This window comes from Syntrophotaleaceae bacterium (genome assembly GCA_041390365.1).
GTDB lineage: Bacteria > Desulfobacterota > Desulfuromonadia > Desulfuromonadales > Syntrophotaleaceae > JAWKQB01.
In genome coordinates, this window is record JAWKQB010000001.1 from 402271 (window position 1) to 427590 (window position 25320).

Genomic DNA, 25320 nt, shown 5'->3' on the forward strand with positions numbered 1-25320 from the left:
CTTTCTTTCAACAGGTACCTGGGGGAACAGCGGCGCCTGGGCCTATTCGAAGAGATTTCCCGAACGGCCGGCCTGGCTGGGAGTGCACTGAAAGTGACGGTAGGCAAGTTCGGTCGCGGTGCGGCCTCGGGGCGTTCTGTTAAGATAGCCCTGCTGGAGCAGATACGGCTCGATCACATCCTCGATGGTATCTTTTTCCTCGCCCACGGCGGCGGCCAAAGTTTCAAGCCCCACCGGCCCGCCTGAAAATTTCTGGATGATGGTCAGAAGGATAAGGCGGTCCATGTGGTCGAGGCCACGCTGGTCCACTTCCAGGCGGGTCAGGGCCATGTCGGCCAGCTCCCGCGTGATGATGCCGTCTCCCTTGATCTGGGCGAAATCCCGCACTCGGCGCAACAGGCGGTTGGCGATGCGTGGGGTGCCGCGACTGCGGCGGGCCACTTCGATTTCCCCTTCCTTTTCAATGGGCACGTTGAGGATGTTCGCGCTGCGGCGGACGATGGTGGCCAGCTCTTCGTGATTGTAGAATTCGAGACGGGCGATGACTCCGAAGCGATCCCGCAGTGGGGAAGAGAGAAGGCCGGCGCGGGTGGTGGCGCCCACCAGGGTGAAGCGGGGGATGTCCAGTTTGATGGTGCGGGCGGAAGGACCCTGGCCGATGATAATATCGATCTGGTAGTCTTCCATGGCCGGGTAGAGAATCTCTTCCACAACTGCGCTAAGGCGGTGAATCTCGTCGATGAAGAGAACATCCCCCTCTTCGAGGTTGGTCAGGATGGCCGCCAGGTCTCCCGGTTTTTCGATTACCGGCCCGGAGGTGCTTTTGATGTTGACCCCCATTTCGCTGGCCACAATGTTGGCCAGGGTGGTCTTGCCCAATCCGGGCGGTCCGTAAAAAAGCACGTGATCCAGGGCTTCCTGGCGGGCCCGCGCGGCATCGATGAAGACCTGGAGATTTTCCTTGGCCTTGGACTGGCCGATATACTCGGCCAGGGTTCTTGGGCGAAGAGAAGCCTCGAAACGGGCATCGTCGCCTGACAGGCCGGCGGTGATCAGACGGTCATCCATCAAAAACTCCCGGTGCTGGTGCTCTGCGCTGCTTTCTGGTAAGAGTCCCTACTCGTGATCGATTTGTCCCCCGGCTTCTATCGCAACAGGATTTTCAGGGCGGCCTTGAGGATGTCTTCCAGCGAAGAATTGGGAGGGAATTCCAGATTCTCCAGTGCTTTTTTCGAAAGGTTTTCGGTGTAGCCGAGATTTGTGAGTGCCGACAGGGCGTCTTGACGCAGGCCGGCCATACCGGCTTTTGAGGAAGCGGTCGCAACGGCGACGGCCTGTCCGGCCTCCCGGGGGATCTTCTCGCGGAGTTCGAGGATCAGTCGTTCGGCGGTTTTTTTGCCGATTCCGGGCAGCCCCGAGAGCTGTTTGACGTCACCCCGGGCCAGAGCCCCGCGCAGATCTCCAGCCGGCATGTTGGAGAGGATGTTGAGTGCCAGTTTCGGTCCGACCCCTGAAACGGAGAGCAACAGGATAAACAGATCCTTTTCCTCGGCGGTCAGAAAACCGTAGAGATTGATGGCATCTTCCCGGACATGGGTATGTACAAAAAGTCTGGCAGGGCCTTCGTCCGGCAGGGAATAGAAACTGGAAAGCGGGATCAGAAGCCGGTAACCGACGCCGCCGACATCGAGGATGACCTGGGCCGGGGTTTTTTGCAGTATGTTGCCGCTGAGAAGGGCGATCATGGCACCTCGCTGATGGTTTTCGATTGCACCAACCGGGCAACCAGTTCGCAGCTGTGGGCATGGCAGATGGCCACGGCCAGGGCATCGGAGGCATCCTCCTGGGCGATTTCCGGCAGTTTGAGAAGCACCCGGACCATTTGCTGAACCTGACCTTTGCCTGCTTTGCCGTAGCCGACCACGGCATTCTTGACCTGAACCGCACTGTATTCAGTAACCGGCAGATCCGCGTTGACCCCGGCGAGAAGAGCGACTCCGCGGGCATGACCGAGTTTCAGTGCGGAAAGAGCATTCTTGGCGACGAATATCTGCTCGACGGCTACGGCCTGAGGTCGGTAATGTTCTATGACCCCGGAAAGGCCGTCGTAAATCAATCGCAGTCGTTCTGACAGCGGGCTCTCGGCACGGGTGCAGATAGCACCGTTGTCGACATGAATCAGCCGGTTTCCCCTCTTTTCGATGATGCCGTAGCCGGTGATCCTGGTTCCCGGGTCGATCCCTAATATGCGCATTATTCAAACCGTTTCAGACGACGGAGCGGCAAGGCTGCCACCCCCAACCCGGCTGCCGGATCATGCAGGAGGAGTCTGACAGCCTTGAAAGCGCCTCTTCTCCAGATCCGCCGGCTCAGGCTACGAAGCTTGCCAGATCTTCTTCCGAGATATCGAAATTGGCGTAGACGTTCTGCACGTCGTCGTTGTCTTCCAGCTTGTCCATCATCTTCAGCATCTGCTCGGCCTGCTTCCCCTCGAGCTTGACCATGGTCTGGGGAATCATGGTGACCTCGGCGGATTCCCACTGCAGATTCCGGGCGGCGAGGGCTTCCCGGACCTCGATGAAATTTCCCGGGTCGGTGATGATCTCGATTACATCGCCTTCATCCTTGACATCCTCGGCCCCGGCTTCCAGCGCCGCTTCGAACAGGGAATCAAAATCCTGGTCCTTGCTGAAGGAAATCAGGCCCTTCCGGTCAAACAGGAACGCCACGGAACCGCTCACCCCCAAAGAACCGTTATGTTTATTGAAGATATGCCGCACGTCGGCCACCGTGCGGGTCCGGTTGTCAGTCATGAACTCGACGATGACGGCGGCGCCGCCAGGTCCGTATCCTTCAAAGGTCCCTTCTTCATAGGAAATGCCGTCGAGGTCGCCGCAGCCCTTCTTGATGGCCCGATCGATGGTGTCCTTGGGCATGTTGCCGCTTTTAGCTTTGTCGATGGCGGTGCGAAGGCGGGGATTTCCCTCCGGGTCTCCGCCGCCGATCTTGGCTGCGATGGTTATTTCCTTGATCAGTTTGGTGAATATTTTGCCGCGCTTTGCATCCTGGGCGCCTTTGCGGTGTTTGATGTTCGCCCACTTGCTGTGTCCTGCCATGTTTCTGTTTTCTCCTTGTCGGTATATTCAACGCTTGGCGTAGGAAAGTGCGAACCCGGAACCTTCTGCCGGAACTCTTGCTATTGCCGATACTCGGGTGGAAGAAAGGGGCCCATTCGATACAGAACCGCTGACCAAGGATCGGTTTTTAGGTCCGGGGGATAGAACGGTTGATCCTATCATGAAGCCCGGAATCCGAACAAGCGCTTTCCCATGGCGGAAAGCGCTTGTTCGGCCGACGGCTGATGAGATGCGGGGGACGTCTTTCAGTAAACCGGTTTAAAATCGAATTGATGGAAAGCCGTGATGAATCGAACCGTGCGGCTTTTGGATCGCATGACGATGGAGTGGGTTTCGGCACCCCCTGAAAAATAACGCACTCCCTTGAGAAGTTCGCCGTTGGTGACGCCGGTGGCGGCGAAAAAAACGTCGCCGCGTGCCATGTCTTCCGCAGAGTAGACCCGGTCGAAGTCATCGATTCCCATCGCCCTTGCCCGGTCCTTTTCTTCAGGATTCAGGAATACCAGACGCCCCTGCATGTCTCCGCCGGTGCATTTGAGGGCCGCCGCAGCCAGAACCCCTTCCGGAGCTCCGCCGATGCCGAGCATCATGTCTACCCCGCTACCGGCCACTGTTGCTGCAATAGCCGGCGCGACGTCACCGTCGGAGATCAGGTGGATTCTGGCTCCGGCCAGACGCACTTCATTGATGATTTTCTCGTGTCGGGGCCGGTCGAGTATGACCACGGTCAGGTCCTGAACATAGCAGTTTTTGGCCTCGGCAACCCTTTTCAGGTTTTCCCCGGGGCTGTCGTTGATATTGATGGTACCGTAGGCCTGGGGACCGACGGCAATTTTGTCCATGTACATGTCGGGAGCATGGAGGAAGCCCCCTCTGGGAGCAAGAGCAATGGTGGTAATGGCGCCGGTTGTGCCCTTGGCGCAGATGGTTGTACCTTCAAGAGGATCGACGGCAATATCGACTTCCGGTTCCACTCCGTTGCCGACCTTCTCGCCGATATACAGCATGGGAGCTTCATCCATCTCCCCTTCGCCGATGACCACGGTGCCTCGGATGCCGATGGAATCCAGGGTGCGCCGCATCGCTTCAGTGGCGGCTCCGTCCGCGGCATTCTTGTCTCCTTTGCCGACCCAGCGCCCGCAGGCCAAGGCGGCGGCTTCGGTTACCCTCACCAGCTCCAGTGCCAGGTTGCGATCCATCTTCTGTCAATCCTCCCTTTTGGCGGTAGCCGCCAAGATCGTTACGGTTCAATCGAATAGTCACTTGGCCAAAGTCCGGAACATGCCCTCTTCTGGCCGCATGTTCCCGATTTGACACGAGTTTAAGCGGGCCTCATCATGGCATGATTCTGGATTAAAAACAAGTTTTCCAGCAGCGGGTCTTACCTTTTTGAAACAGATTGAGCTATAGTTGAAGGCGATGCTGTTCTGCATTTCTCACATACTGCGGCTACTCAGGCACGTCTCATTCTTGACAACTCGCGCCTTGAACTCTTTTACATCAGGGCTTGATTATCGAGAACAGTCTAATGTTTACCATGAGAAAGCGAAAATGGAATGAAGAATTTTTTTATCTGGGCTCATAGAGGCGCGTCCGCCAAGGCGCCGGAAAACACCATGGCGGCCTTCCGCCTGGCCCTTGAGCAGGGAGCGGACGGGTTGGAGCTCGATGTGCATCTCACCCGCGACGGCGTACCGGTTGTCATTCACGACGCAACCGTCGACAGGACCAGCAATGGGGCAGGGGCGGTTTCCGCAATGACCTGGCAGGAAATCAGTCTTCTCGATGCCGGAAGCTGGTTCGACAAGGGTTTTTTCGGGGAACCGATACCTCCCCTTGTCGAGGTTTTCCAGTGGAACGCCGGCCGGTTGAAAGTCAACGTCGAAATCAAGGAATCAGCTGCCGCCGATGCCGTAGTCGAGGTTTGGCGGAGGTTTCCCGGCACGCCCCTGGTGGTCTCTTCCTTCGATCAGTCATTACTGGAGGAGCTGAGTCGCAAGGAACCGGGCCCGCCGGTCGGCTTTCTCTGCGACAACCGGGACTGGTTGCCTGTTGCGGAAAAAGCCGCCGCCTGCAGGGCGTGGTCCTTTCACCCCGCCCAGGAAATGGTTGACGCCCTTCTGGTCAAAACGTGCCACAGTCTGGGCCTTGCGGTTTTCCCCTGGACTGTGGATGGCCCCCGGCGGTTGGAAACGCTCTGGAATATCCAGGTGGACGGGGTGTTCTGCAACGACCCGGGATCGGTCAGGGCTTTTATGGATCGGTTCTCGACAGAGGACATTGCTGATGCCAAGGACATTCACTGAAAATCGGAACTGATAAAATTACGGGCCGAACGATACCGGCATTGCGGGACCCCTATCCCAGCAGCGAATTCGGCAGACAGATCGAAGAGACGGCCTGCATGCTGGTCGCACAAAGCCGGGGCGCCTCAATGGATGCAGGACGGCTCCTCCTTTAGAAGGGGCGAAAGCAAGTTTACAGGTAATCCCCGCCAGACGTATAATGAAGCAAAAACGACAGGAGGTCGTCATGAAAGATAAAGTTCAGGAAGTTCTGGACATGGTTCGCCCCTCACTCCAGGCGGATGGAGGTGATGTGGAACTTGTCGATATCACCGATGACGGTGTTGTTAAATTGCGGTTGAAGGGCGCCTGTGGATCCTGCCCCATGTCAACAATGACCCTGAAGATGGGTATAGAGCGGGCACTGAAAAATGCCATCCCCGAGGTCAGGGAGGTGGAAAGGGTGGAATGATTCATGCCGGAGAGGGCCGGCTGGGAAACCCCGAGAAACTTAATTCTCGGGGAGACCGGAATACAGGCAGTTCAGGCAGTCCCGCAGGGTGCAGACACCGCAGGAATGGACTTGCAGAACTGGGATTTTCTGGCCCTTGACGGCGTTGACCGCCTGTTTTCGGGCCGAATGGGAGATCTTGTTGGTAAAAATGACCAGGGCGTCGATATTCCTCAGCTTCGCTCCCATGTCATTGTGGGTGCCGGCGAAAAGCTTCAGTTTGGCCCCGAATTTTTCGGCCTCTTCCAGGTAGTGGGGGCGTAAACGATCCATTCCACCTAAAACGGCAATACACATGGGAACCTCCATAAAGGAAATGTGATTTAAACGATAATGGTTTTCAAAATCCATTGCAAGTCTTTTCTTTTTCCCCGGTGGCGATCCCGCCTTTTCAATCTGAGGTGAAAAATGAGCATTCTGGAAGGAAAAAAAGCTGTTGAATTCAGTCTGGAGGGCAGCGATGGAAAACGTCACAGTCTGTCAGACTATGCCGGTAAAACCCTGGTGCTCTATTTCTATCCCAAGGACAATACTCCGGGATGTACCAAGGAAGCTTGCTCTTTCAGGGATCTGCATTCCCAATTCGAGGGGATCGATGCCGTACTTTTGGGCGTCAGTCGTGACAGTCTTTCCTCTCACGACAAGTTCATCGGCCGCTTTGGACTGCCCTTTGTCCTGCTGTCCGATCCTGACGCATCGGTCATGCAGGCTTATGGCGCCTACGGAGAGAAAAATCTCTACGGGAAAAAGGTGATGGGGGTCATTCGTTCGACGGTGGTGATCGGACCCGACGGAACCGTGTTCAAGCATTGGCCGGCGGTGAAAAAGGCTGAACTCCATCCCCGGGAGGTGCTAGAGTTTCTTCAGGGGAGATGATTCACAATAAAAACCCCGGATCGGGTTAGACCCCGATCCGGGGTTTTTATTGCCGGTCTACTGAAGGGAAAAGATTAAAATGCGTAGGACATGCTGATACCGGCCAGATGGATGTGGTTTTCGTATTTTCCGTTTGCGATGTCACCATATTGATTGCTATTCTTGCTGCGGTTTTCCTGAAGCTGAAAACCGTAGGCGAGAGCCAGTTTGAGTCTATCGAAGACCAGTTCGGTCCCAACAGTGAACAGATGGGTGTCGGAATCGGGGATGGCCGGTTCGAAGGTACTGTCAGGAATGGGATTCTCTCCGTACAGGTAGCCGGCCATCAGGGCTACCCGGTTGCTGGCGCGGTACTTGGTACCGATATTGTAGGCCCAGGTGCTATGCCAATTGCGGGGGTAGCTGACTGTGCTTATGGCAAGGGGGGAGACGGGCTGATTAAAATCAATGGTCAAATCGTCAAAAGATTCCCAATCCTCCCAGCGAACCCCTGTTTCCAAGACCCAGGCCGGTGAAATCCGCCAGGCAATTCCGGCAGTCAGCTGTTGCGGCAGCCTGATGGAGGTATCACCCTTGGTGTCGGGAAAAAACGGACCCACCAACCCGGCAATTTCATCAGGAACATCAAACTTGGCCTTACCATCGATATCGATTTTGATTTCGCTGCGATAAGCCGCACCAAAAGAGATACCATCGGTAATCTGATGGAAAACTCCTGCATTGAATCCGACTCCCTCACCATCACCGGAAAATTCCTGGCCTACCAGGGGCAGGTTCACGTCCAGAAGGATTTTGTTCTTCAGTTTGGCGTCTAGCAGAAGGATATCCAGACCGGCCCCGATGGCAAACCTTGGGGTGACACGCCAGGCGACGGCGGGATTGATGTTGAACGTGGTGATGCGGGATTTGGTGGCGAGAAGATTCCCCTCCCAGTCGCTGTCCCAGACAGTCCCGAGACCGAAAGGGCTGAACACCGCCAACCCGGCACTGAATTTGTCGCTGAACTGGTGGGACAGATAGAAAGTGCTGGGAAACCAGGCATTGTCTTCGTTTTTTTCCGTGGGACCGTCGGCGGCGCTCTCAAATTTGCGGTAGGGAAATACGCCGGTTGTGCCCAGTTCGATCTGGGTTCCAGGGACAAGCGTCATCAGAGCCGGATTGAAATAAATTGAGGAAGGCCCATCGCTGTGGGCCACGGTGGCATTTGCCTGGCCGAGAGCATCAGCGCCCTGAGTGAAAATACCGAATCCGGAAGCGTGGGCGGTTGACTGTAAAAATACACACACCAGGAAAAAAATAATTGTAGCCAAAAGAGAAGGGTTGTTGTATTTCTTCATAAAAATCCCTCCATAAAAATATGTTTTTCAAAAAAGAAAGCAACGATTTGGCGCAGGCCTCCTATTATGTCAAACTCCAGTGCAAATAGCTAATGTAAAATGCATCCGTCTCTGAAGGATCTTGAAATGAAAAAAACAGCAGGGAAAAAAAATGTCCTGGATGGAATCATAGTCTCCGACTATGGGCACGACAGTTTATCCGCAACAAATGCCTTACGTCTTAAGATAGGAGACAGTGTCGGAAATATTCAGGAGATACACAGGTTGTTGAATACCATTAAAGGTGCTCCCTGTTCAACAGGTGAAAAAAATATCCCTAGCTGGGACGGAGCTCCTAAGTTGAATGGGATTTTTTTATTGAGCTTTTTGAATAAAAGGAAATATTCTTTTGAGCTAATAAATAATTACAAATTGGAACAAGAGAAAGTTAAAATACTTGCGGAAATGAATCCAAAATTTGTTCTCATATCAACTACATTTATTTATCGAAAGATAGACTTATTGAAGTTGGCGAAAGAGTTGAGAGAGACATTTAAGAACTCTGTAATCATAGTTGGTGGTCCTTTTGTTTATTCATCTTTTCTTCTAATGGAAAAAGCGAGGATCGGAGGTTACCAGACGGCCATTGCTTCAAAGGATTATCTTTTTCTGGAGATCGACGAGGAACCCTTGGTTGATTTTTATGTTATCAGTCCTCGAGGGGAGCATGTTTTGCTTGAACTAATGAGGAGGGTAGAGGATGGAGGCGATTTTCGAGGGTTGCCGAATATTGCACAGTACAAAGATGGAAAATACTGTTTCTCAGACTTCCAAAGCGAAAATTGTAGTGGCGATCAACTTTCTGTAGACTGGAACTGCTTGCCAGAAAGTATTTTTTCGACAAAAGTTGTCCCAGTGCAAGCCAGCAATGGATGTACTTATAATTGTAGTTTTTGTAATTTTACAAAAAGCAAAAAAGTAAATTGCGTCAAATCTATGGATCTGCTTTTTTCTGAGCTAAGACAAGTTCAACAGAAAGGCGTGAATTATATCTGGTTTTCAGATGACAATTTCCGATTGGGGAAAAAGGATCTGAAATATTTTTGTCAGAGAATGGTTGATGAGAAAATTGCACTAAAATGGATGAGTTTTATCAGGGCATCGAGTTTAACCGATATGGATATGGATTTGTTAAAGAAATCCGGTTGCATCGAAGTGCAACTTGGGGTAGAGTCCGGAAGTCAAGAAATCCTTAACAATATGAATAAAAGAGCATCTCCGGATCTATACCAAAAGGTAATAAGGGGTTTGTTATCGAACGGGATCGACTGCTCGTGCTATTTCATTATTGGTTTCCCAGGTGAGACAGAGAAAACAGTTGCCGAAACCCTGCAATTTATAAAACAAATCGAGGGCCTTGATGCAGAGGGCTGCTTATCCTGGTCAATTTTCCCCTTTATTCTCAGTCCATTAAGTCCTATTTATGAACAAAGGGAGAGAGAAAGGTATAGTCTTGAAGGATACATGCACCAATGGCAGCACAAAACAATGAATTCAACAAAAGCAAAAGAACTTATAAAAAAGATTTATTTTGGACTTGAAAAATCCGCGCCGATTTATAGAGGAGACAATCTGGACCTTTTAAAAATAATGGGACCTGAAAAGAAAAAACAGTTTTTTAATAAACGACATTTTCTGGCAAAGTCGATGTTAAGAGACAAAGATGCTTTTGACTCCAACAAGAAAATTGCAGAGGTTTTTAAATTTTTGAATGATGAAAAATCATAAAATAAAAAAAGAATATTTGATGGAAAATTCGGCTGAAATTGAGCGTCTTGAATTGAAAACCGATGAAACTGCCCTTGTGCGACAACTTTTGTGGGCTGGTTTGAAACCAGGGATGAGAGTGGCTGATGTCGGATGCGGACCAGGAAAAACTACCTCCATAATAAAAAAGGTGACAGGCAAAAATGGAAACGCAGTCGGTATCGATTTTTCCCAGGAGCGAATAGATTACGCAAAAGAACGGTATGGCGGCAATGGACTTGATTTTTACTGTCGTAACGTATTTGATGATCTTTCCGATTTGGGAAATTTTGACTTCATCTGGTCAAGATTTTTTCTGGAGTATCATAAAAAAAATTGTTTTGAGATAATTAAAAATTTAAATTTACTGCTTAAGCCTGGAGGGGTAATTTGTTTAGCTGATCTGGACTATAACTGTCTAAGTCACTTTGGATTATCCCCAAAACTCGAAAATACAATTATAGGCATTTTAAATCATCTCGAAAATTATCATGATTTCGACCCGTATGTAGGCAGAAAACTATATTCTTATGTTTATGATCTGGGCTATCAGAACATAGATGTCATGATGGAGCCCCATCATCTTATCTTTGGGGATCTCAACCAGGTTGATGCTTACAACTGGTATAAAAAAGCGATGGTTGCCGGAAAGAAAAGCGGGTATTCATTTTGCGAGTATGAAGGTGGGTTCGATGAGTTTTTGGAGGATTACGACAGGTTTTTCACGAATCCGCGAAGATTTACCTACACGCCTCTGATAGCGGTGAAGGGAGTCAAACCCCAGAATTAGAAGACAGGATTAACCGGGCTGGCCAGGGTCCGCTATCAGATTGCCATCTGATGTTGGTCCAGAATCGCGGACAGGACTGCGTCGAAAATTACGTTTTTCAAACCTAAGAACTCTACGCCAAAACCTCTCGGAAGATTGAGTTTCCGAGGGATGTCCGATCTGTTCACCCATGCCACCCGGCCGGAAGTCTCGATGATCCGCCCAGGATTGTTGAGTAGCGAAAAAGACAGATTGATCGGGCAGCCCTCGTAAATTTCTGATTCTTCCGATTTGCTGGCGATAAAGATTCCCAGCGGACTGATGTCGGCACTTGTTCCTGTCTTGGTGCTGCCGTTGATCGTGTACTGGACATGAGTGCTGTAGGGGATTCTCAAGCTTTTTCTCTCCGAAGCCTCATTGTCCCACTTTCGCTTCAGATCCTCGGCGTGATTTTTTTCGAAAAAGCGGATAAAAGCATCCACGATTTCTTTATCGAAATGTACACCGCTCTCCGCTCTCAGCAGTTCAAAAGCAACCTTGAGCGGCATCGGGTTTCGGTAATGCCGTTTGGCCGTTATAGCTTCGAAAAAGTCCGCAACGGCAATGATTCGGGCACCCAGGGGAATCTCGTTGCCCTTGAGGCCGTCGGGATATCCGCTCCCGTCCAGTTTTTCATGGTGGGCGCCTGCAATCTCGGGCACTGATCTGTAAATTCCTTCGAAATTGATCTGATCCAGTATTTCCTTGGTTTTGAAAGCATGTGTCTTGACCGCCTGGTATTCCTCGACCGTCAGGCGCCCGGCCTTCTTCAAAATGGAGTCGGGAACGGCAATTTTCCCGTAATCGTGCAGCAGGGCCGCGACCCTGATCATTTCAGAGAAATCATCCGATTGTCCAAGTTCTCCGCAAATACCGATGGCATACTCGGTAACCTTCTCTGAATGGCCGGCCGTCAACGGGTCTCGAGCATCAATGGTTTTCGCAAGAACCTGCAGGATGGAGTGAAACTGATGTTGTCTGGCGTTTAAAAGGTCGGCATTGCGAATGCTGACCCCTATTACGGGAGCAATACCCATCAGCAGGGTCAGATCGCTGTTGACCAGTGGTCGTTTCGATTGGACATTGTCCACGGCAAGAATGCCAAGTGATTCTCCCTCACAGATAATGGGACAACAGATAAAGGATTTTGCATTCAATGCCTTGGCGAAGGCGAGGCTGCGGGGGGAAAGATCCGATTCCGTTTCTCGAATATCATTGATCAGGAACGGTTTTTGCTGATTGAAGGCGACTACAAACATACCTTTCGAATTTTCCGAATCCAGATGGAAGGCCGCCGTTTTTAAAACCTCCTGCTGTTGTTTCGAATAACCGTAACCTGCGCGAAAAACGAGTCTCGTCTTGCTTTCATTTGCCACCAGGATCAGGCCTCTGTCAAAATCCAGCCTCTTTCTCAGTATGTCCACGACATTTTTAAGAATTTTATCAATATTGACATCGGCGGAACCGTCAAGAATGGTCTGATTGCTTATGGCTTGTCCAATTTCATTGGCCATAAGAACATTGTTGTAGTTTCTGTTGATCTGGTCGAGCAACTGATCTGTTGAATCTTTAATTTCGCCTACATTTTTGACTATTTCATTTTTCTCTAAACGTTCAATGACGTAGGAAATGAAGAGAAAAAGAATTAAATAAGCAGGAGCTGCAATTTTTAAAGAATTCGGATTGAAGAAAAATAAAAAAGGGATTGATAGGATCGCCGGCAGAGACAGGTACTTTCTGAAATTCTTGATATTGAAGGATAGCGTCTTTTCCCAGGAAACTATATAGGTACACTTTTTATCGCCTTTGAACACACATTCCGTATGCTCGATCTTGGGCACAGTGCTTCCGAGGCAGATGACAATAGCTTCCCAATATCCGAGGCGATTTTCGCATTGAAACGGTTTCTCAGTGACTCCTTCCTGGGGGGTAACCGTTATCTTGAATTTGTTCGGGCCAAGTTCCTGAGATTCGTAAATGGCTGATTTCGTCAGCGTGGAAGCTACCTGGTTGATAAGTTTGAAAGCGTTGGAGGGACCTACGAGCCCGAGGACATATTGCCTGATGAGGCTGAGACCGTCGGGAGAGGCGGCATAGCGGCCCGCCTCGCGGGCCAGATTGGTGTTGCCGGTCAGTTCTACCAATTTGTCATAGAATCGATCTATCTGATCCTGGGTAAACCAATGCCCCTGGTCGGCCACTTCGTAACTCCGCATGCCGGCATAGGCCATAACCTCTCCAAGATCAACATGCGGATAATTTTGTTTTATAAACTTAAAGTAATTCTCAATAACGCGATTACTGTATATCGGTATGTCCGGGTTGTTCAAAATTTCCATAGCACCGGAATTCTTTCTTACACCATAAAAATCTATAGATCAGGAATAAACTTTTTGCAAAACTCGAAATAGTTATCCGAATATTGAAGATTTAGAATCCACAAATTATATTCTTTTTCTATTAGAAAATTAACATTTTCAGCAAAGGCCGAAGGATAGATAAGTACCGGAATTTGATCGATTTGCAGTTTTACACATAACATCGAAAGCATCAAGGAAAGAATTTCTTTGCTGACATCTGCCGGATCTAAGACGAATATTTGAAAGCAGTTGGTCAAATTGGACATATTGAGACCGATGTCCGAAATGTTTGCGATAACAATGGCTTTCAGGGAGTCTTTGATCTTGAGGGAATAGATCTGCCGCTCCCGCTTCAATCCAATGGCTTCATATTCGGCGGCGAGTTCCCCGTCAGAATAAGAGCCAGGTTCCAGATCAAGGGCGGGGATCATCAAACCACCGGATTCGTGTTCAAGAAATCGGTTGAGTTCCTGCAGATCCTCCTGGCGGGTTCGTGCCAGACTCCAGGTTGCCTGAATATTCCAATCGAGGTCGAAGGAGTTATGGAATTGGAAATAGGCGAATTTGTCTATGGAGCATCCCTTGGGGTTGTTAATGGCCTCGGCGACTCCACCGAATACTCTTTGAGGAAAACGATTTTCAGGCCGGAAATAACAGAAAACGAAATCCATGTGAGCTGAATACAGCCGGTGCAGTTCATTGACATAGCGGCTGACATGCCCCAGTACGACGATTCCTCCCCTTAAGGCTTCTTTTTTTTTCGCTGCATGGTGATGGATCAACCAGGCTTTTTTGTAGAAACGGATCATGGCCATGTGGGCGAAGATGTGGCCATTGTCCTGATAGACGAAATGCCGGGCTATATTGGGACGTTCATTGTAGATTTTCTGGTAGGTATCCCTCAAAAGTTCTTTTTTTGATTGCAGCGAAGCATACTTGTCAGGATATATGAAACCCGTTTCGAAAAAGAATTTCCAAAGAGAGTCCAGATTGATCTGATTGCTTAGATAGGAATGGGTGTTGTGGACCTGGTTGAGAATGGCCTGTAGTTTAACCTGGCCTTCTATCTTCATATCCAGAATGGCAATTCCGCACTTGACCCGTTTTTCTTTCCCTGGTTTTTCACATCCGCGACGATAAATGACTTGAGCTTTGCAGCAAAGATTGCCTCCATCTGCAAAAACAATATCCACCTCGGGGATGATCAAGCCGGGCAACAGCAAGGAGTTGTATCTGTCTTCTTCCACTGAAAACCCTGTTCCGGAGATGTCGGCGACCTTCATATCCACCTTCTGGCCGGTCAGGGGGTGCGTAAAAAAAATGTTGGGGGAGGGGATCAGGCTTTGTCGGGCACTGCGGTACTTCTTGGGTCTGAACTTCCGGATCTGATGGTCAACCATCATCAGGATGAATGACCGCTCGTGCTGGCCGCAGGATTGGCTGGATACTTCGAATTCGCCTGAGTATACGGTCCCCAGTTCGGGGGTGGACAAGACGACATTGACGGGAATCGTCGGATTGATCCACTGAAAGGTCTTTGGAGGATCGGCAGTGATTCTGACATGCAGGGAAATGGCGCTGAAGTCTATCAGGCCGCCCTGAAAAAAGGTGCCGTTCTGGACCAGTTGAACGATGACGTTGCGACAGGAATGCCGGCGAATTTTCCGCAGATTGAGCTCGGAGGCGAACTGCGGAAGGAAGAGGACAAGACCCTGCAGGGTTATTTCCGCTCTTTCCGGTTTGACGATGAGCGCTTTCTGTCCATCGGGAATGAGCAGATGTAGAAACTCGTGGTTTTGGAGGTTTTTTTGCAGGTTTGCCGTATCCGTCCAAAGGCAGGTAAGCTGCTCGTCTGTACAGGGCAGCGGCTTGACGGGCAGGGACAGGGTACTGGCGTACTTGGAGTGTCGAAAGACGGCAGAAATTGTTCCATCAACAAAATTTATATAGTTGATTTTGTTGATCAAGGACTGCCGATTGTGGGTTCGGCCGGAAGAGGAATGGGTGGAACTGCCCTCCTCGGACGCACAAGATCGGCTTTCTGCTGTGCTCTCCATGGAAAATTCCATTTAATGACAGGCGATCTGACCCGTGGACTGCAACAGGTTGATAAGTATGGTCTTCCCTGACTTTCCTGGTCGCCCGTCCCTGGGCTCGACATCCTGTTTTTCCCAAGAATGCCGGGGCCGCTGGATCCGAACCGGATCCTCAAATAAACCCTCCTTTAGCCCGGTATGATATCCATCTGTTTAACGGCTTACAGCATTATCATAGAAAAGACTTACTTACAAGTTGATTTCCTTCCAGTTTTCCAGCCTTCAGGGAATTTCTCATTCTTTCGGTTCCGGTTTGCCCTGGTCCCCTGGGACCGGTACTTCACGGGTGTTTTCCTGGGTCGCATAGTCCTTCAGATTCCGGATGCGTTCTTTGATTATTTTTTCCACACCGCGGTCGGTTGGGAAATAGAATCTTTGCCCCTGCAGCTTTTCCGGCAGATATTCCTGATCGGCATATCCCCCAGGCCGGTCGTGCGGATACTGATAGCCTTTGGCGTAACCAAGTTCCTTCATCAGCCGGGTGGGGGCGTTGCGCAGGTGCAAAGGGACCGGCAGGGCGCCACTGCGTCGGACTTCTGCCAGGGCCAGATCGATGCCACGGTAGGATGCGTTGCTCTTGGGGGCGGACGCCAGATATGTGGCAGCCTGGGCCAGAGGGATACGCCCTTCGGGCATGCCCACAAAGTGGACGGCCTGCTGCGCGCACAGGGCCAGTTGCAGGCCGCGGGGGTCTGCATTGCCAACGTCCTCGGCAGCGAAGATGACCATTCGCCGGGCAATAAAAAGCGGGTCTTCTCCGGCCTCGATCAATCTGGCCAGCCAGTAGAGGGCAGCATCGGCGTCCGATCCCCGCAGACTTTTGATGAAGGCCGAGATGACGTTATAGTGTTCTTCCGCCCCCTTGTCGTAGAGAACACCGCGTTTTTGCAGCGCCTCCTTGGCAATTTCCAGGGTGATCGTGCCTTTTTCGGCAAGAGCGGCCGCCAGCTCCAATGAGTTGAGGGCGATGCGGGCATCTCCTTGAGACTGTTCGGCAATCAGTTGCAGGACGCTCTCAGGGGTTTCCGGAAAGGCATCGGCGAGCCCTCGGGGATCCTTCAGCGCACGGCGCAGCAGGATCATGATCTGGTCGGGTTCGAGGGGGTGCAGGACAAAAACCCGCGAACGGCTGAGCAGGGCGGAGTTGACTTCGAAGGAGGGGTTTTCGGTAGTGGCGCCGATCAGAATGACGTCCCCTTTCTCCACGGAGGGCAGAAACGCATCCTGCTGGGCTTTGTTGAAACGGTGGATCTCATCGACGAACAGGAGCGTTTTCCGGTTGTGATAAGCCCGCTCCTCGCCGGCTTCCTGAACGATTTGCCGAACCTCCTTGACTCCCTGGAGAACCGCTGAAAAAAAGACGAACCTGCTGCGGGTGGAGTTGGCAATGACCTGGGCCAGGGTGGTTTTACCAGTGCCCGGCGGGCCCCAGAAAATGACCGAGGAGAGCTGATCGGCTTCTATGAGACGCCGCAGAATTTTGCCCGGCCCGAGCAGATGCTCCTGCCCCACCATTTCTTCGAGGTCAGCGGGGCGCAGGCGCTCGGCCAGAGGGGTCGTGTTCCGCGACGTGCGATTGGCGTCAAACAGATCCAATGGCGTATCCTTGTTAATCGGAAACCGGGGGTCGGTTTCGGGTGAATTCATACTTTTTTGTAAAGACTTTTCAGCTGGATGACCATGGGTGAATCTAACATGGTTGTCCCCGGCTTCACAAGATGCTGGAGTGCTAAGTTCTTGAAAGTGTGGACTTCGGAAAGACTGTGTGGTAGGTTTCGGCCATTAATCCAACGGAGCGGGAAAGAAACGGGGATGATGAAAAAGATCGGAATCTTTGCCAAGAGCAGCCATCCGGATGCAGTCAGCACCGCCTTTGAAGTTGCCGATTGGCTGCGATCTCAGGGTATGGAGGTGTTCCTGGAAAAAGCCCTGGATGGCAAAGTCGACCGGCAGATGCCGTTCTACGAGCGAAGCGAGATTCCGGCTCTCGTGGATGTCATCGTCGTGCTGGGAGGGGATGGAACCCTGATTTCCGTAGCTCGCCACGTGGCGCGGATGGAGCCTGCCAGGGAGATACCGATTCTGGGCATCAATCTCGGTAATCTGGGTTTTCTGACCGAGAGCACTCGCCAGGAAACGTTCATCTCCCTGGAAAAGCTTCTCAGGCAAGATTTCGTCATTTCCCGTCGCATGATGCTGGAAGCGGTCATCTGGAGGAACGGGGAGGAGAAAAACCGCTTTCGGGTCCTGAACGACGTGGTTATCAACAAGGGGGCCATCGCCCGGATCATCGACATGGAGGTCTGGGTCGATGATGCCTATCTGACCACTTTCAAGGCCGATGGACTGATAATTGCAACCCCTACAGGTTCAACGGCCTACAATTTGTCAGCCGGCGGTCCGATCATCTGCCCTGGACTTCACTGTTTCGTCATTACTCCGATCTGCCCGCATATGCTGGCCAACCGCCCTTTGATCGTATGTGACGAATCCCTCATCAGGATCGAAGTCAAGTGCAAGGACGAGGATGTGGTCTTTACAGCGGACGGGCAGATCGGGACGGACCTGCAGGCGGGAGACGTGATTCAGGTTTTCAAATCGAGCAGGTCCACCATTCTGGTCGACAGTCCCACGAGAAGCTACTTCGAGGTTCTGCGGACCAAGCTGGGCTGGGGTGAACGTTAGGCAATTTATGGCAGACCTTTCAGCTAAATGACTGAATTCGCTGGCCCGGGAGCTGAATGCTCCGACTTGTCAACGAGGGTTCTATGCTGACCGATCTCCACATCAGAAACTTCGCGATCATCGATCGCCTTGAAGTCGCTTTTTCTCCCGGCTTCAATGTGCTGACCGGTGAAACGGGTGCGGGTAAATCCATTATCATCGACGCCGTGGCTCTTCTGCTGGGCGATCGGGCCCGCATCGATCTGGTCAGAACGGGTGAGGAGGAGGCGGTCGTCGAGGCGGTTTTCAGCCTTGACCTTCGTCCCGAACTGCGGCGGGAGCTGGAGGAGGAGGGGTTCGGGGACGGCGAGGAACTGCTGATTCGGCGGGTCGTCAACCGCAACGGTCGGAACAAGATTTTCATCAATGGCTGTCTGGCCAAGCTTGCTCAGCTCCAGCCATTGACCAGCCGGCTCATGAATATATACGGTCAGCATGAGCACCAGAATCTGCAGCGTTCGGAGACACATCTGGCTTTTCTCGATCATTATGCCGGCCTGGAATCTCTGCTGGAAGAATACAGCCGCCTCTATCGTGAGATCGAAGAGATTTCCGCATCCCTGGAAAAGATGCGTCAGGTCGAAGGGCGGCGCCGGCAGAGGATTGAACTGCTCGAATTTCAGATCACGGAAATCGATGAGGCGGGAGTCCGGGCCGGAGAGGACGAGGAACTGCTGGCCGAGTGCAACCTTCTGCAGAATGCCGAACGTCTTTCCATGACCGCTCTCAGAGGTTACGAAGAGCTCTACGGTGCCGAGCGGGCCATTGGAGAAAGGCTGGATGCGGTGGCCGGGGAACTGGAAGGTGCGGCCGTTCACGATGCCCAGCTCACGCCCCTGGCCGAATCTGTCAGGTCCGCCCTCTATTCGGTCGAAGATGTGGCCGAGCAGCTTCGCAAGTATGCCGGAAAAATATCCTTCGATCCCTCCCGTCTGCGCGAGGTGGACCAGCGACTGGCCTTGCTGGCGGATTTGAAACGAAAGTATGGAGGAGGTCTGGAAGCTGTTCTGGACTACCGGACGACTATCGGCCGGGAGGCGGAGGAACTTGTCCATGCCGACGTCAACCGGGAGGATCTGAAGCAGCGTCTTGAAGCCGGCCGCGAAAAACTTCAGGCTCTGGCCGAAACTCTGTCGGCCAGGCGCATAGAAGCGGCCGGAAAGCTGCGCCAGGACGTCGAGCTTCAGCTGCAGGATCTGGCCATGCCTAAAGCCCGGTTCGAGATGCGGCTTTTTTCCCTTGCACACCCTGGACCCTCCGGACTCGAGCGTGGGGAATTTTACCTCGCCCCGAATCCCGGCGAGGACCCCAGACCACTGGCCTGGATCGCATCGGGTGGGGAGCTGTCCCGCATTATGCTGGCACTGAGGCGCGCAGCGCCCGAAGGGGATCGTGTAGGCACCCTGATTTTCGATGAAGTGGATGCGGGCATCGGCGGGGTGGCCGCATCGGCCGTGGGAGAAAAACTGCGTGCCATTGCCCGGGGAGTGCAGGTTTTATGCGTCACCCATCTGCCTCAGGTGGCCGCCTTTGCCGATCAGCATTTTCGGGTTGAAAAACGGGAGGAACAAGGACGCACCCTGACCAACCTCGTCCCTCTCGGTGGAGAACAGCGGGTGCTCGAGATGGCCCGCATGCTCGGGGGGGCTCAGGTTGGGGATGCGACCGTCGAGCACGCCCGGGAAATGATAGCGACCTCGACGGCCAGGCCGTAACGGACCCTACTTCAATCAGGCGGTGAAGGAACTTTATGCTTCGCAAGGCAAGAATCCCGGATGCCAAGATCATACATAAACTGCTGTTGACCTACGCCCGAGAGGGTTTGATGCTTTCCCGTTCCCTGGCGGAGATATACGATGCGATCCGGGACTTTTATGTGCTGGAGGAGGATGGCGAGGTGATCGGTACGGTCTGCCTGCAGATCTGCTGGGAAGATCTCGCCGAGGTCCGGTCTCTGGCCGTTGCCGGCGACAGGACCAAACAGGGCATCGGCCGGATTCTGGTGCAGGCTTGTCTCGAGGAGGCCCGCCAGCTCGGACTGAAAAAAGTTTTCGCGCTGACCTACCAGGCGGGGTTTTTCGAAAAAATGGGTTTTCACTATATCGAAAAATCCGAATTGCCGCAAAAAATATGGGGTGATTGTCTGAAATGTCCGAAGTTCCCCGATTGCGACGAAACGGCCATGAGTATCGATCTGTAGCCGCCGGCTTGAGGGGTCGGCAGGGGGAATAACGGCCTGGATATGGCCGAGGAGGATTGATTTTTAGTTTCCAGGTTGAATTTGTGAGGAAATGATCTTTAATTTCTTGTAATCAAGGAGCGTTCTTTGACCGGAAAAAAAATATCCGTAATTATCATCCCAGAAGGGTCGCGGACCGTCAGAAGGTTCTGTCTGCGCCCGGATTGGCTGAAATTGGCGGCGGCCGGAACGATTTTTTTTCTGCTGGCGGTTTCGGTCCTGGTGTTTGATTATTGCAGGATCAATGTGGATCGGGCGGAACTGATGCGGCTTCGAGGCATGAATCGACAGCAGCGGGAAGAGGTCCGAACCCTGGCCGCCACTCTGGAGAATTTGCGGCGGGAGATGGTAGTGCTTCAGCAGAACGATGCCCGAGTGCGTCTGCTGGCACGCCTCGATGGTCCTCCCGATGATGCCATGATCGGCATCGGCGGGCCGTCGGAGAGTGATCCCACCACCAATCTATCCGATCTGCAGCGACAGATTGATGAAATCCGGCAGGCCATCGACCTGCGCCGCGAAAGCCTCGATGAAATACAGGGTTATTTCAACGATCAGCGCTCCCTGCTGGCGGCCAAGCCGAAGGGGTGGCCGACCAAGGGCTGGATGACTTCAGGCTTCGGCCGCCGCAAGTCGCCCTTTACCGGCGAGCGCAAAATGCACTACGGCCTGGATATCGCCGCCCGCACGGGAACTTCGGTGACAGCAGCGGCAAACGGTATCGTCAGCAAGGTGGCGACCCTGCCCGATTACGGCAAAATGGTGATCATCGACCACGGTTATGGATATCAGACCTGCTACGGCCACAATTCAAAGATTCTGGTCAAGGTCGGTCAGCGGGTGAAAAGGGGCGAACGTATCGCCGAAGTCGGCAACACCGGGCGCTCGACCGGCTCGCACCTTCATTATGAGGTCCGCCTGAACGGGGTTCCGGTGAATCCCAGAACCTATCTGTAATCCAGTATTGGATCGACGACAGATAGCGACTTGCAGTTTCATCCCGCCCCGGTCAATCCGGGGCTTTTTCTTTTGTTAGAAGTTCGTTGCCGGGGAGCCTGCCGGGCTTTCTTCCTTGTGGCTCCAGTGGCCTTGTGCTAATATTTGGCCCTTTGAAGTACGGCGTTTTTGCCGGGAACCGCCCATTTTTCCTCTGGACTCTAACCCCATGTCACTCCCGTCCTATACGGAGTTTTTCCTATGATCAACAACTTGTTGAAAAAAGTGATCGGCAGTAAGAACGAACGCGAACTCAAACGCCTGCAACCCAGGGTTGAGCAGATCAATGGCCTCGAAAACACCATGAAGGATCTGACCGATCAGGAGCTGGCGGGCAAAACAGTGGAATTTCGCCAGCGTCTCGCCCAGGGATCCGGCCTCGACGATCTGCTCCCCGAGGCCTTTGCCGTCGTCCGCGAGGCGGGCCGCCGGGTGCTCGGGATGCGCCATTTCGATGTGCAGCTGATCGGCGGTATGGTGCTCCATGGAGGCAAGATCGCGGAAATGAAGACCGGTGAAGGGAAGACACTCGTGGCCACCCTGGCTTCCTACCTGAATGCCCTGCCTGGAAAAGGCGTGCATGTGATAACGGTCAACGATTACCTGGCCCGCCGCGACTCCGAGTGGATGGGACAGGTTCACCGTTTTCTGGGTCTTTCCGTGGGCTGCATCGTGCATGGTCTCACTGACAGGCAGCGCAAGGCGGCCTATGGCTGCGACATCACCTATGGCACCAACAACGAGTTCGGGTTCGACTATCTTCGGGACAACATGAAGTTTTCCCTGGAAGATTATGTGCAGCGGCCCCTGCACTACGCCATTGTCGACGAGGTCGACTCCATTCTTATCGACGAAGCCCGTACCCCCCTGATCATTTCAGGACCGAGTGAAAAGTCGAGTGAACTGTACTACACCGTCAACCGGATCATCCCCATGCTGCAAAAGGGTGAGGTGATCGAAAACCGGGATGGCAAAATCGGGCAGACGCTCCGGGAGTATACGGGGGACTTCACCGTCGATGAAAAGGCCAAGAGCGCCATGCTGACCGAGCAGGGCGTGGCCAAGGTCGAGCGCCTGCTCGGGGTCGAAAATCTGTATGAGCCGAACAACATCGAGCTGCTGCATCATGTCAATCAGGCTCTGAAGGCCCATGCCCTGTTCCGTCGCGACGTCGATTACGTGGTCAAGGACGGCGAAGTAATGATCGTGGACGAATTCACCGGGCGGATGATGCCGGGCCGACGCTGGAGCGACGGACTCCACCAGGCCGTGGAAGCCAAGGAAGGGGTCAAGATCGAGAGTGAAAACCAGACCCTGGCCACCATCACCTTCCAGAATTATTTCCGCATGTATGAAAAACTTGCGGGCATGACCGGAACGGCCGATACCGAGGCGGCGGAATTTCATCAGATCTACAAGCTCGATGTGGTGGTCATCCCGACCAATCGGCCGATGATCCGGATGGATCAATCGGATGTGATCTACAAGACCGAGAAGGAAAAGTTCCGGGCGGTGGTTGAAGACATCGTCGATCGGCATGCCAAGGGCCAGCCCGTGCTGGTGGGCACGATCTCCATCGAGAATTCCGAAGTCCTCTCCGAATTGCTTCGCAAGAGAGGGGTTCCGCACAATGTTCTTAACGCCAAGCATCATGAAAGAGAGGCGGAAATCGTCGCCCAGGCCGGCCGCAAGGGAGCCGTGACCATCGCTACCAACATGGCCGGCCGCGGCACCGACATCATCCTGGGCGGCAATCCTGAAATGCTGGCCCGCAGGGAAGCCGCCACGGCCGAGGAACCGGAGCAGGTATTCCAGGAGCTTTTGCCCCGGTATCAGCAGATCTGCAGTGGTGAAAAGTCCGATGTCCTTGCCGCCGGGGGGCTCTACATACTGGGAACCGAGCGGCATGAATCCCGCCGGATCGACAACCAGCTGCGGGGCCGCTCCGGCCGTCAGGGGGATCCCGGGGAAAGCCACTTCTATCTCAGTCTGGAAGACGACCTGCTGCGCATTTTCGGCTCCCACCGGGTGGCTTTCGTCATGGATAAGTTGAAAATCCCGGAAGGTGAGCCGATTGAACATGGCCTGATTTCCAAGGCGATCGAGAATGCTCAGAAAAAGGTCGAGGGGCACAACTTCGAGATCCGCAAGCATCTTCTCGAGTATGACGATGTCATGAATACCCAGCGCAAGGTTATCTACAATCAGCGGCGGGAGGTGCTGGCCGGGGAAAACCTGCGGGAAATTTTCGAGGGGATCATCGAGGAGATCATTGGAGATACGGTGGCCACTTTCTGCCCTGAAAAAACCCCTCCCGCCGAATGGAAATGGGACAGCCTGAGCGAGGAATATTTCGGCCTGTTCAATATGCCTTTTATCGCTCCCCAGGGGCAGGGCGCCTCGCTGACCCCGGATGCGCTGAGCGAAAAGCTTCTCAGTCAGGTCCGCACACGCCTGTCCGAGCGGGAGGAAGAGTTTTCCACCCCTGTTTTCGAACATCTCATGAAGGTGCTGCTGCTGCAGACGATCGATTCCCAGTGGAAGGATCATCTGCTGTCCATCGACCACCTCAAGGAGGGGATCGGTCTGCGAGGGTATGCCCAGCGCAATCCCAAGGAGGAATACAAAAGGGAGGCCTACGGCCTGTTCATGGAAATGATGGGCAGAATTCGCCAGGAAGCCATCGAAAAGATTTTCCGAATTCAGCTGGCGCGCGAAGACGACGTGGAGCGGATGGAGCAGGAGGAGCGCCGCCAGCGGCTGGCTTTCAACCAGGTCGGCGGCGGAGCTGCAAATCAGGCTCGCCAACCCGTTACCCGCCCTGACCGGAAAGTGGGTCGTAACGATCCCTGCCCCTGCGGCAGCGGGCTCAAATACAAGAAATGCTGCGGAGCTTGAGGGAAATGGCCGCTTGCTGTTTTATATGGAGTGAATGCAGATGACGGAAAAAGGGATAAACACGGTAAAAGGATTCAAGTTCGCTGCGGAGCCCTCCGGAATCCGGAAATCGGGGCGCCTCGACCTGGGCATGATTTTTTCCGATCGCCCCGCCAGATGTGCAGGCGTTTATACCCGCAATCGGGTCAAGGCTGCGCCACTGGTGATAACGGAAGCGAGGATCGGCCGGGGCCTGTGTCAGGCGATCCTCGTCAACAGCGGCAACGCCAATGCCTGTACCGGCGATCTGGGGCGGCGAAATGCTCTGCACTGTTCAAAACTTGCTGCCGAAAGTCTGGGAATCGATGAAGATCTGATCGCTGTGGCATCCACCGGTGTGATAGGAGTCCAGCTTCCGATGCAGTCTTTCGAAAAGCATGTACCTCTGCTGGCCGGCAACCTTCACGAGGAAAAGATCGACCAGGTGGCCGCCGCAATCATGACCACCGACTCCTTTCCCAAAATCGCTGGCGCCTCAGGCACCGTCGGCGGCAATCCCTACACCCTCCTCGGGGTGGCCAAGGGTGCCGGCATGATACATCCGAATATGGCGACGATGCTGGCCTTCGTTCTCTGCGATGCGAAAGTGGAGGAGTCCTTTTTGCGTCAGGCACTGACAGCAGCGGTTGACAAATCCTTTAACATCGTGACCGTCGATGGAGATACCTCGACCAACGACATGGTGCTGCTGCTGGCCAACGGGGCCGCCGGGACCCCTGAAATTCACGGCGGGACACCAGAAGGGGAGATATTTGCCGACCGTCTTGGAGAGGTGCTGCTGGAACTGGCCAAAATGATCGTGCGCGATGGAGAAGGAGCGACAAAACTGGTTCATATCAGGGTTGCCGGCGCTGCCAGAACCGAAGATGCGAAAAAAGCCGCCTTCAGTGTGGCCACCTCCAGCCTGGTCAAAACGGCTTTTTTCGGTGAAGATGCCAACTGGGGGCGCATCATCGCGGCGGTGGGATATTCGGGGGCGCAGGTCGATCCCGATCGGGTCGATATCCGCTTTGACCAGGTGCAGGTCGTTCACCAGGGGCTCTCCACCGGCAAGGAACTGGAGGCCCAGGCCACCGATGTTCTGAAAAAAAGGGAATTCACGGTCACCGTCGATCTGAATCTGGGGGAGGCCGAGGCCGAGTACTACACTTCGGACCTGACCTATGAATACGTCAAGATCAATGCCGCCTACCGGACCTAAGGACTCCTTATTCTGATAAGCTCAAAAG

General features: G+C 53.1%; 22 protein-coding genes. 12 read left to right on the forward strand and 10 right to left on the reverse strand.

Annotation, left to right across the window (positions count from 1 at the left end; translation table 11 throughout):
• Positions 1 to 42: 42 nt before the first annotated feature.
• The 5 genes from ruvB to glpX all read right to left on the reverse strand — a co-directional run bounded on the left by ruvB (position 43) and on the right by glpX (position 4336).
• Positions 43 to 1068 (reverse strand): Holliday junction branch migration DNA helicase RuvB, encoded by a 1026-nt coding sequence (ruvB, locus tag R2940_01935; GenBank protein MEZ4598530.1) that lies wholly within the window; start codon positions 1066 to 1068, stop codon positions 43 to 45.
• A 77-nt stretch (positions 1069 to 1145) separates the two neighbouring features.
• A complete protein-coding gene (gene ruvA, locus R2940_01940) occupies positions 1146 to 1745 on the reverse strand; it encodes a Holliday junction branch migration protein RuvA (protein MEZ4598531.1) in 600 nt (199 codons plus the stop codon).
• Complete coding sequence (ruvC, locus tag R2940_01945) at positions 1742 to 2254, reverse strand: crossover junction endodeoxyribonuclease RuvC (protein MEZ4598532.1); 513 nt, start codon at positions 2252 to 2254, stop codon at positions 1742 to 1744. The genes ruvA and ruvC overlap by 4 nt, the downstream gene beginning before the upstream one ends.
• A 115-nt stretch (positions 2255 to 2369) precedes the next feature.
• The gene (locus R2940_01950; GenBank protein ID MEZ4598533.1) at positions 2370 to 3116 is read right to left on the reverse strand and encodes a YebC/PmpR family DNA-binding transcriptional regulator; all 747 of its coding nucleotides are present in this window, start codon (positions 3114 to 3116) and stop codon (positions 2370 to 2372) included.
• A 266-nt stretch (positions 3117 to 3382) separates the two neighbouring features.
• Positions 3383 to 4336 carry a class II fructose-bisphosphatase gene (gene glpX, locus R2940_01955; protein ID MEZ4598534.1) on the reverse strand — a complete coding sequence of 318 codons (954 nt, stop codon included), beginning with the start codon at positions 4334 to 4336 and terminating at the stop codon, positions 3383 to 3385.
• A 357-nt stretch (positions 4337 to 4693) separates the two neighbouring features.
• Here glpX and R2940_01960 point away from each other — a divergent pair, with 357 nt between their 5' ends.
• The gene (locus R2940_01960; GenBank protein ID MEZ4598535.1) at positions 4694 to 5443 is read left to right on the forward strand and encodes a glycerophosphodiester phosphodiesterase family protein; all 750 of its coding nucleotides are present in this window, start codon (positions 4694 to 4696) and stop codon (positions 5441 to 5443) included.
• 226 nt (positions 5444 to 5669) lie between these two features.
• A complete protein-coding gene (locus R2940_01965) occupies positions 5670 to 5894 on the forward strand; it encodes a NifU family protein (protein MEZ4598536.1) in 225 nt (74 codons plus the stop codon).
• A 39-nt stretch (positions 5895 to 5933) separates the two neighbouring features.
• Here R2940_01965 and R2940_01970 read toward each other — a convergent pair whose 3' ends face one another.
• Complete coding sequence (locus R2940_01970) at positions 5934 to 6230, reverse strand: DUF2325 domain-containing protein (GenBank protein ID MEZ4598537.1); 297 nt, start codon at positions 6228 to 6230, stop codon at positions 5934 to 5936.
• A 111-nt stretch (positions 6231 to 6341) separates the two neighbouring features.
• Between R2940_01970 and R2940_01975 the strand changes: the two genes are divergently transcribed.
• A complete protein-coding gene (locus R2940_01975) occupies positions 6342 to 6809 on the forward strand; it encodes a peroxiredoxin (protein ID MEZ4598538.1) in 468 nt (155 codons plus the stop codon).
• A gap of 74 nt (positions 6810 to 6883) precedes the next feature.
• On the opposite strand, the gene R2940_01980 is transcribed toward R2940_01975, so the two are convergent.
• Entirely contained in the window at positions 6884 to 8146 is a 1263-nt protein-coding gene (locus R2940_01980; GenBank protein ID MEZ4598539.1) for an outer membrane protein transport protein, read from the reverse strand.
• 126 nt (positions 8147 to 8272) lie between these two features.
• Here R2940_01980 and R2940_01985 point away from each other — a divergent pair, with 126 nt between their 5' ends.
• Entirely contained in the window at positions 8273 to 9913 is a 1641-nt protein-coding gene (locus R2940_01985) for a radical SAM protein (protein MEZ4598540.1), read from the forward strand.
• Positions 9897 to 10721: a methyltransferase domain-containing protein gene (locus R2940_01990; protein ID MEZ4598541.1), complete on the forward strand. Its 825-nt coding sequence runs from the start codon at positions 9897 to 9899 to the stop codon at positions 10719 to 10721. Before R2940_01985 ends, R2940_01990 begins: the two co-directional genes overlap by 17 nt.
• 35 nt (positions 10722 to 10756) lie before the next feature.
• Here R2940_01990 and R2940_01995 read toward each other — a convergent pair whose 3' ends face one another.
• Complete coding sequence (locus R2940_01995; GenBank protein ID MEZ4598542.1) at positions 10757 to 12970, reverse strand: HD domain-containing phosphohydrolase; 2214 nt, start codon at positions 12968 to 12970, stop codon at positions 10757 to 10759.
• Between the two features lie 140 nt (positions 12971 to 13110).
• The gene (locus R2940_02000; GenBank protein ID MEZ4598543.1) at positions 13111 to 14592 is read right to left on the reverse strand and encodes a hypothetical protein; all 1482 of its coding nucleotides are present in this window, start codon (positions 14590 to 14592) and stop codon (positions 13111 to 13113) included.
• 69 nt (positions 14593 to 14661) lie between these two features.
• Between R2940_02000 and R2940_02005 the strand changes: the two genes are divergently transcribed.
• The gene (locus R2940_02005; GenBank protein ID MEZ4598544.1) at positions 14662 to 14883 is read left to right on the forward strand and encodes a hypothetical protein; all 222 of its coding nucleotides are present in this window, start codon (positions 14662 to 14664) and stop codon (positions 14881 to 14883) included.
• 546 nt (positions 14884 to 15429) lie between these two features.
• Here R2940_02005 and R2940_02010 read toward each other — a convergent pair.
• Positions 15430 to 16791, reverse strand: a complete 1362-nt coding sequence (locus tag R2940_02010) for a replication-associated recombination protein A (protein ID MEZ4598545.1) — start codon at positions 16789 to 16791, stop codon at positions 15430 to 15432.
• A 216-nt stretch (positions 16792 to 17007) separates the two neighbouring features.
• On the opposite strand from R2940_02010, the gene R2940_02015 reads away from it, so the two are divergent.
• The 6 genes from R2940_02015 to argJ all read left to right on the forward strand — a co-directional run bounded on the left by R2940_02015 (position 17008) and on the right by argJ (position 25292).
• Positions 17008 to 17880, forward strand: a complete 873-nt coding sequence (locus R2940_02015; protein MEZ4598546.1) for an NAD(+)/NADH kinase — start codon at positions 17008 to 17010, stop codon at positions 17878 to 17880.
• Between the two features lie 83 nt (positions 17881 to 17963).
• Positions 17964 to 19634, forward strand: coding sequence for a DNA repair protein RecN (recN, locus tag R2940_02020; GenBank protein MEZ4598547.1), 1671 nt, complete (start codon positions 17964 to 17966; stop codon positions 19632 to 19634).
• Between the two features lie 35 nt (positions 19635 to 19669).
• Positions 19670 to 20119 (forward strand): N-acetyltransferase, encoded by a 450-nt coding sequence (locus R2940_02025; GenBank protein ID MEZ4598548.1) that lies wholly within the window; start codon positions 19670 to 19672, stop codon positions 20117 to 20119.
• Between the two features lie 126 nt (positions 20120 to 20245).
• The gene (locus R2940_02030) at positions 20246 to 21115 is read left to right on the forward strand and encodes a peptidoglycan DD-metalloendopeptidase family protein (GenBank protein MEZ4598549.1); all 870 of its coding nucleotides are present in this window, start codon (positions 20246 to 20248) and stop codon (positions 21113 to 21115) included.
• A gap of 240 nt (positions 21116 to 21355) precedes the next feature.
• The gene (gene secA / locus R2940_02035) at positions 21356 to 24052 is read left to right on the forward strand and encodes a preprotein translocase subunit SecA (protein MEZ4598550.1); all 2697 of its coding nucleotides are present in this window, start codon (positions 21356 to 21358) and stop codon (positions 24050 to 24052) included.
• A 40-nt stretch (positions 24053 to 24092) separates the two neighbouring features.
• The gene (gene argJ / locus R2940_02040) at positions 24093 to 25292 is read left to right on the forward strand and encodes a bifunctional glutamate N-acetyltransferase/amino-acid acetyltransferase ArgJ (protein ID MEZ4598551.1); all 1200 of its coding nucleotides are present in this window, start codon (positions 24093 to 24095) and stop codon (positions 25290 to 25292) included.
• Positions 25293 to 25320 lie beyond the last annotated feature (28 nt).

Coding starts and splice junctions, on each gene's coding strand:
- ruvB (MEZ4598530.1), bottom strand. CDS start 1,068: ATGGATGACCGTCTGATCACCGCCGGCCTGTCAGGCGACGATGCCCGT.
- ruvA (MEZ4598531.1), bottom strand. CDS start 1,745: ATGATCGCCCTTCTCAGCGGCAACATACTGCAAAAAACCCCGGCCCAG.
- ruvC (MEZ4598532.1), bottom strand. CDS start 2,254: ATGCGCATATTAGGGATCGACCCGGGAACCAGGATCACCGGCTACGGC.
- R2940_01950 (MEZ4598533.1), bottom strand. CDS start 3,116: ATGGCAGGACACAGCAAGTGGGCGAACATCAAACACCGCAAAGGCGCC.
- glpX (MEZ4598534.1), bottom strand. CDS start 4,336: ATGGATCGCAACCTGGCACTGGAGCTGGTGAGGGTAACCGAAGCCGCC.
- R2940_01960 (MEZ4598535.1), top strand. CDS start 4,694: ATGAAGAATTTTTTTATCTGGGCTCATAGAGGCGCGTCCGCCAAGGCG.
- R2940_01965 (MEZ4598536.1), top strand. CDS start 5,670: ATGAAAGATAAAGTTCAGGAAGTTCTGGACATGGTTCGCCCCTCACTC.
- R2940_01970 (MEZ4598537.1), bottom strand. CDS start 6,230: ATGTGTATTGCCGTTTTAGGTGGAATGGATCGTTTACGCCCCCACTAC.
- R2940_01975 (MEZ4598538.1), top strand. CDS start 6,342: ATGAGCATTCTGGAAGGAAAAAAAGCTGTTGAATTCAGTCTGGAGGGC.
- R2940_01980 (MEZ4598539.1), bottom strand. CDS start 8,146: ATGAAGAAATACAACAACCCTTCTCTTTTGGCTACAATTATTTTTTTC.
- R2940_01985 (MEZ4598540.1), top strand. CDS start 8,273: ATGAAAAAAACAGCAGGGAAAAAAAATGTCCTGGATGGAATCATAGTC.
- R2940_01990 (MEZ4598541.1), top strand. CDS start 9,897: ATGATGAAAAATCATAAAATAAAAAAAGAATATTTGATGGAAAATTCG.
- R2940_01995 (MEZ4598542.1), bottom strand. CDS start 12,970: ATGGCCTATGCCGGCATGCGGAGTTACGAAGTGGCCGACCAGGGGCAT.
- R2940_02005 (MEZ4598544.1), top strand. CDS start 14,662: ATGCAGGGAAATGGCGCTGAAGTCTATCAGGCCGCCCTGAAAAAAGGT.
- R2940_02015 (MEZ4598546.1), top strand. CDS start 17,008: ATGATGAAAAAGATCGGAATCTTTGCCAAGAGCAGCCATCCGGATGCA.
- recN (MEZ4598547.1), top strand. CDS start 17,964: ATGCTGACCGATCTCCACATCAGAAACTTCGCGATCATCGATCGCCTT.
- R2940_02025 (MEZ4598548.1), top strand. CDS start 19,670: ATGCTTCGCAAGGCAAGAATCCCGGATGCCAAGATCATACATAAACTG.
- secA (MEZ4598550.1), top strand. CDS start 21,356: ATGATCAACAACTTGTTGAAAAAAGTGATCGGCAGTAAGAACGAACGC.
- argJ (MEZ4598551.1), top strand. CDS start 24,093: ATGACGGAAAAAGGGATAAACACGGTAAAAGGATTCAAGTTCGCTGCG.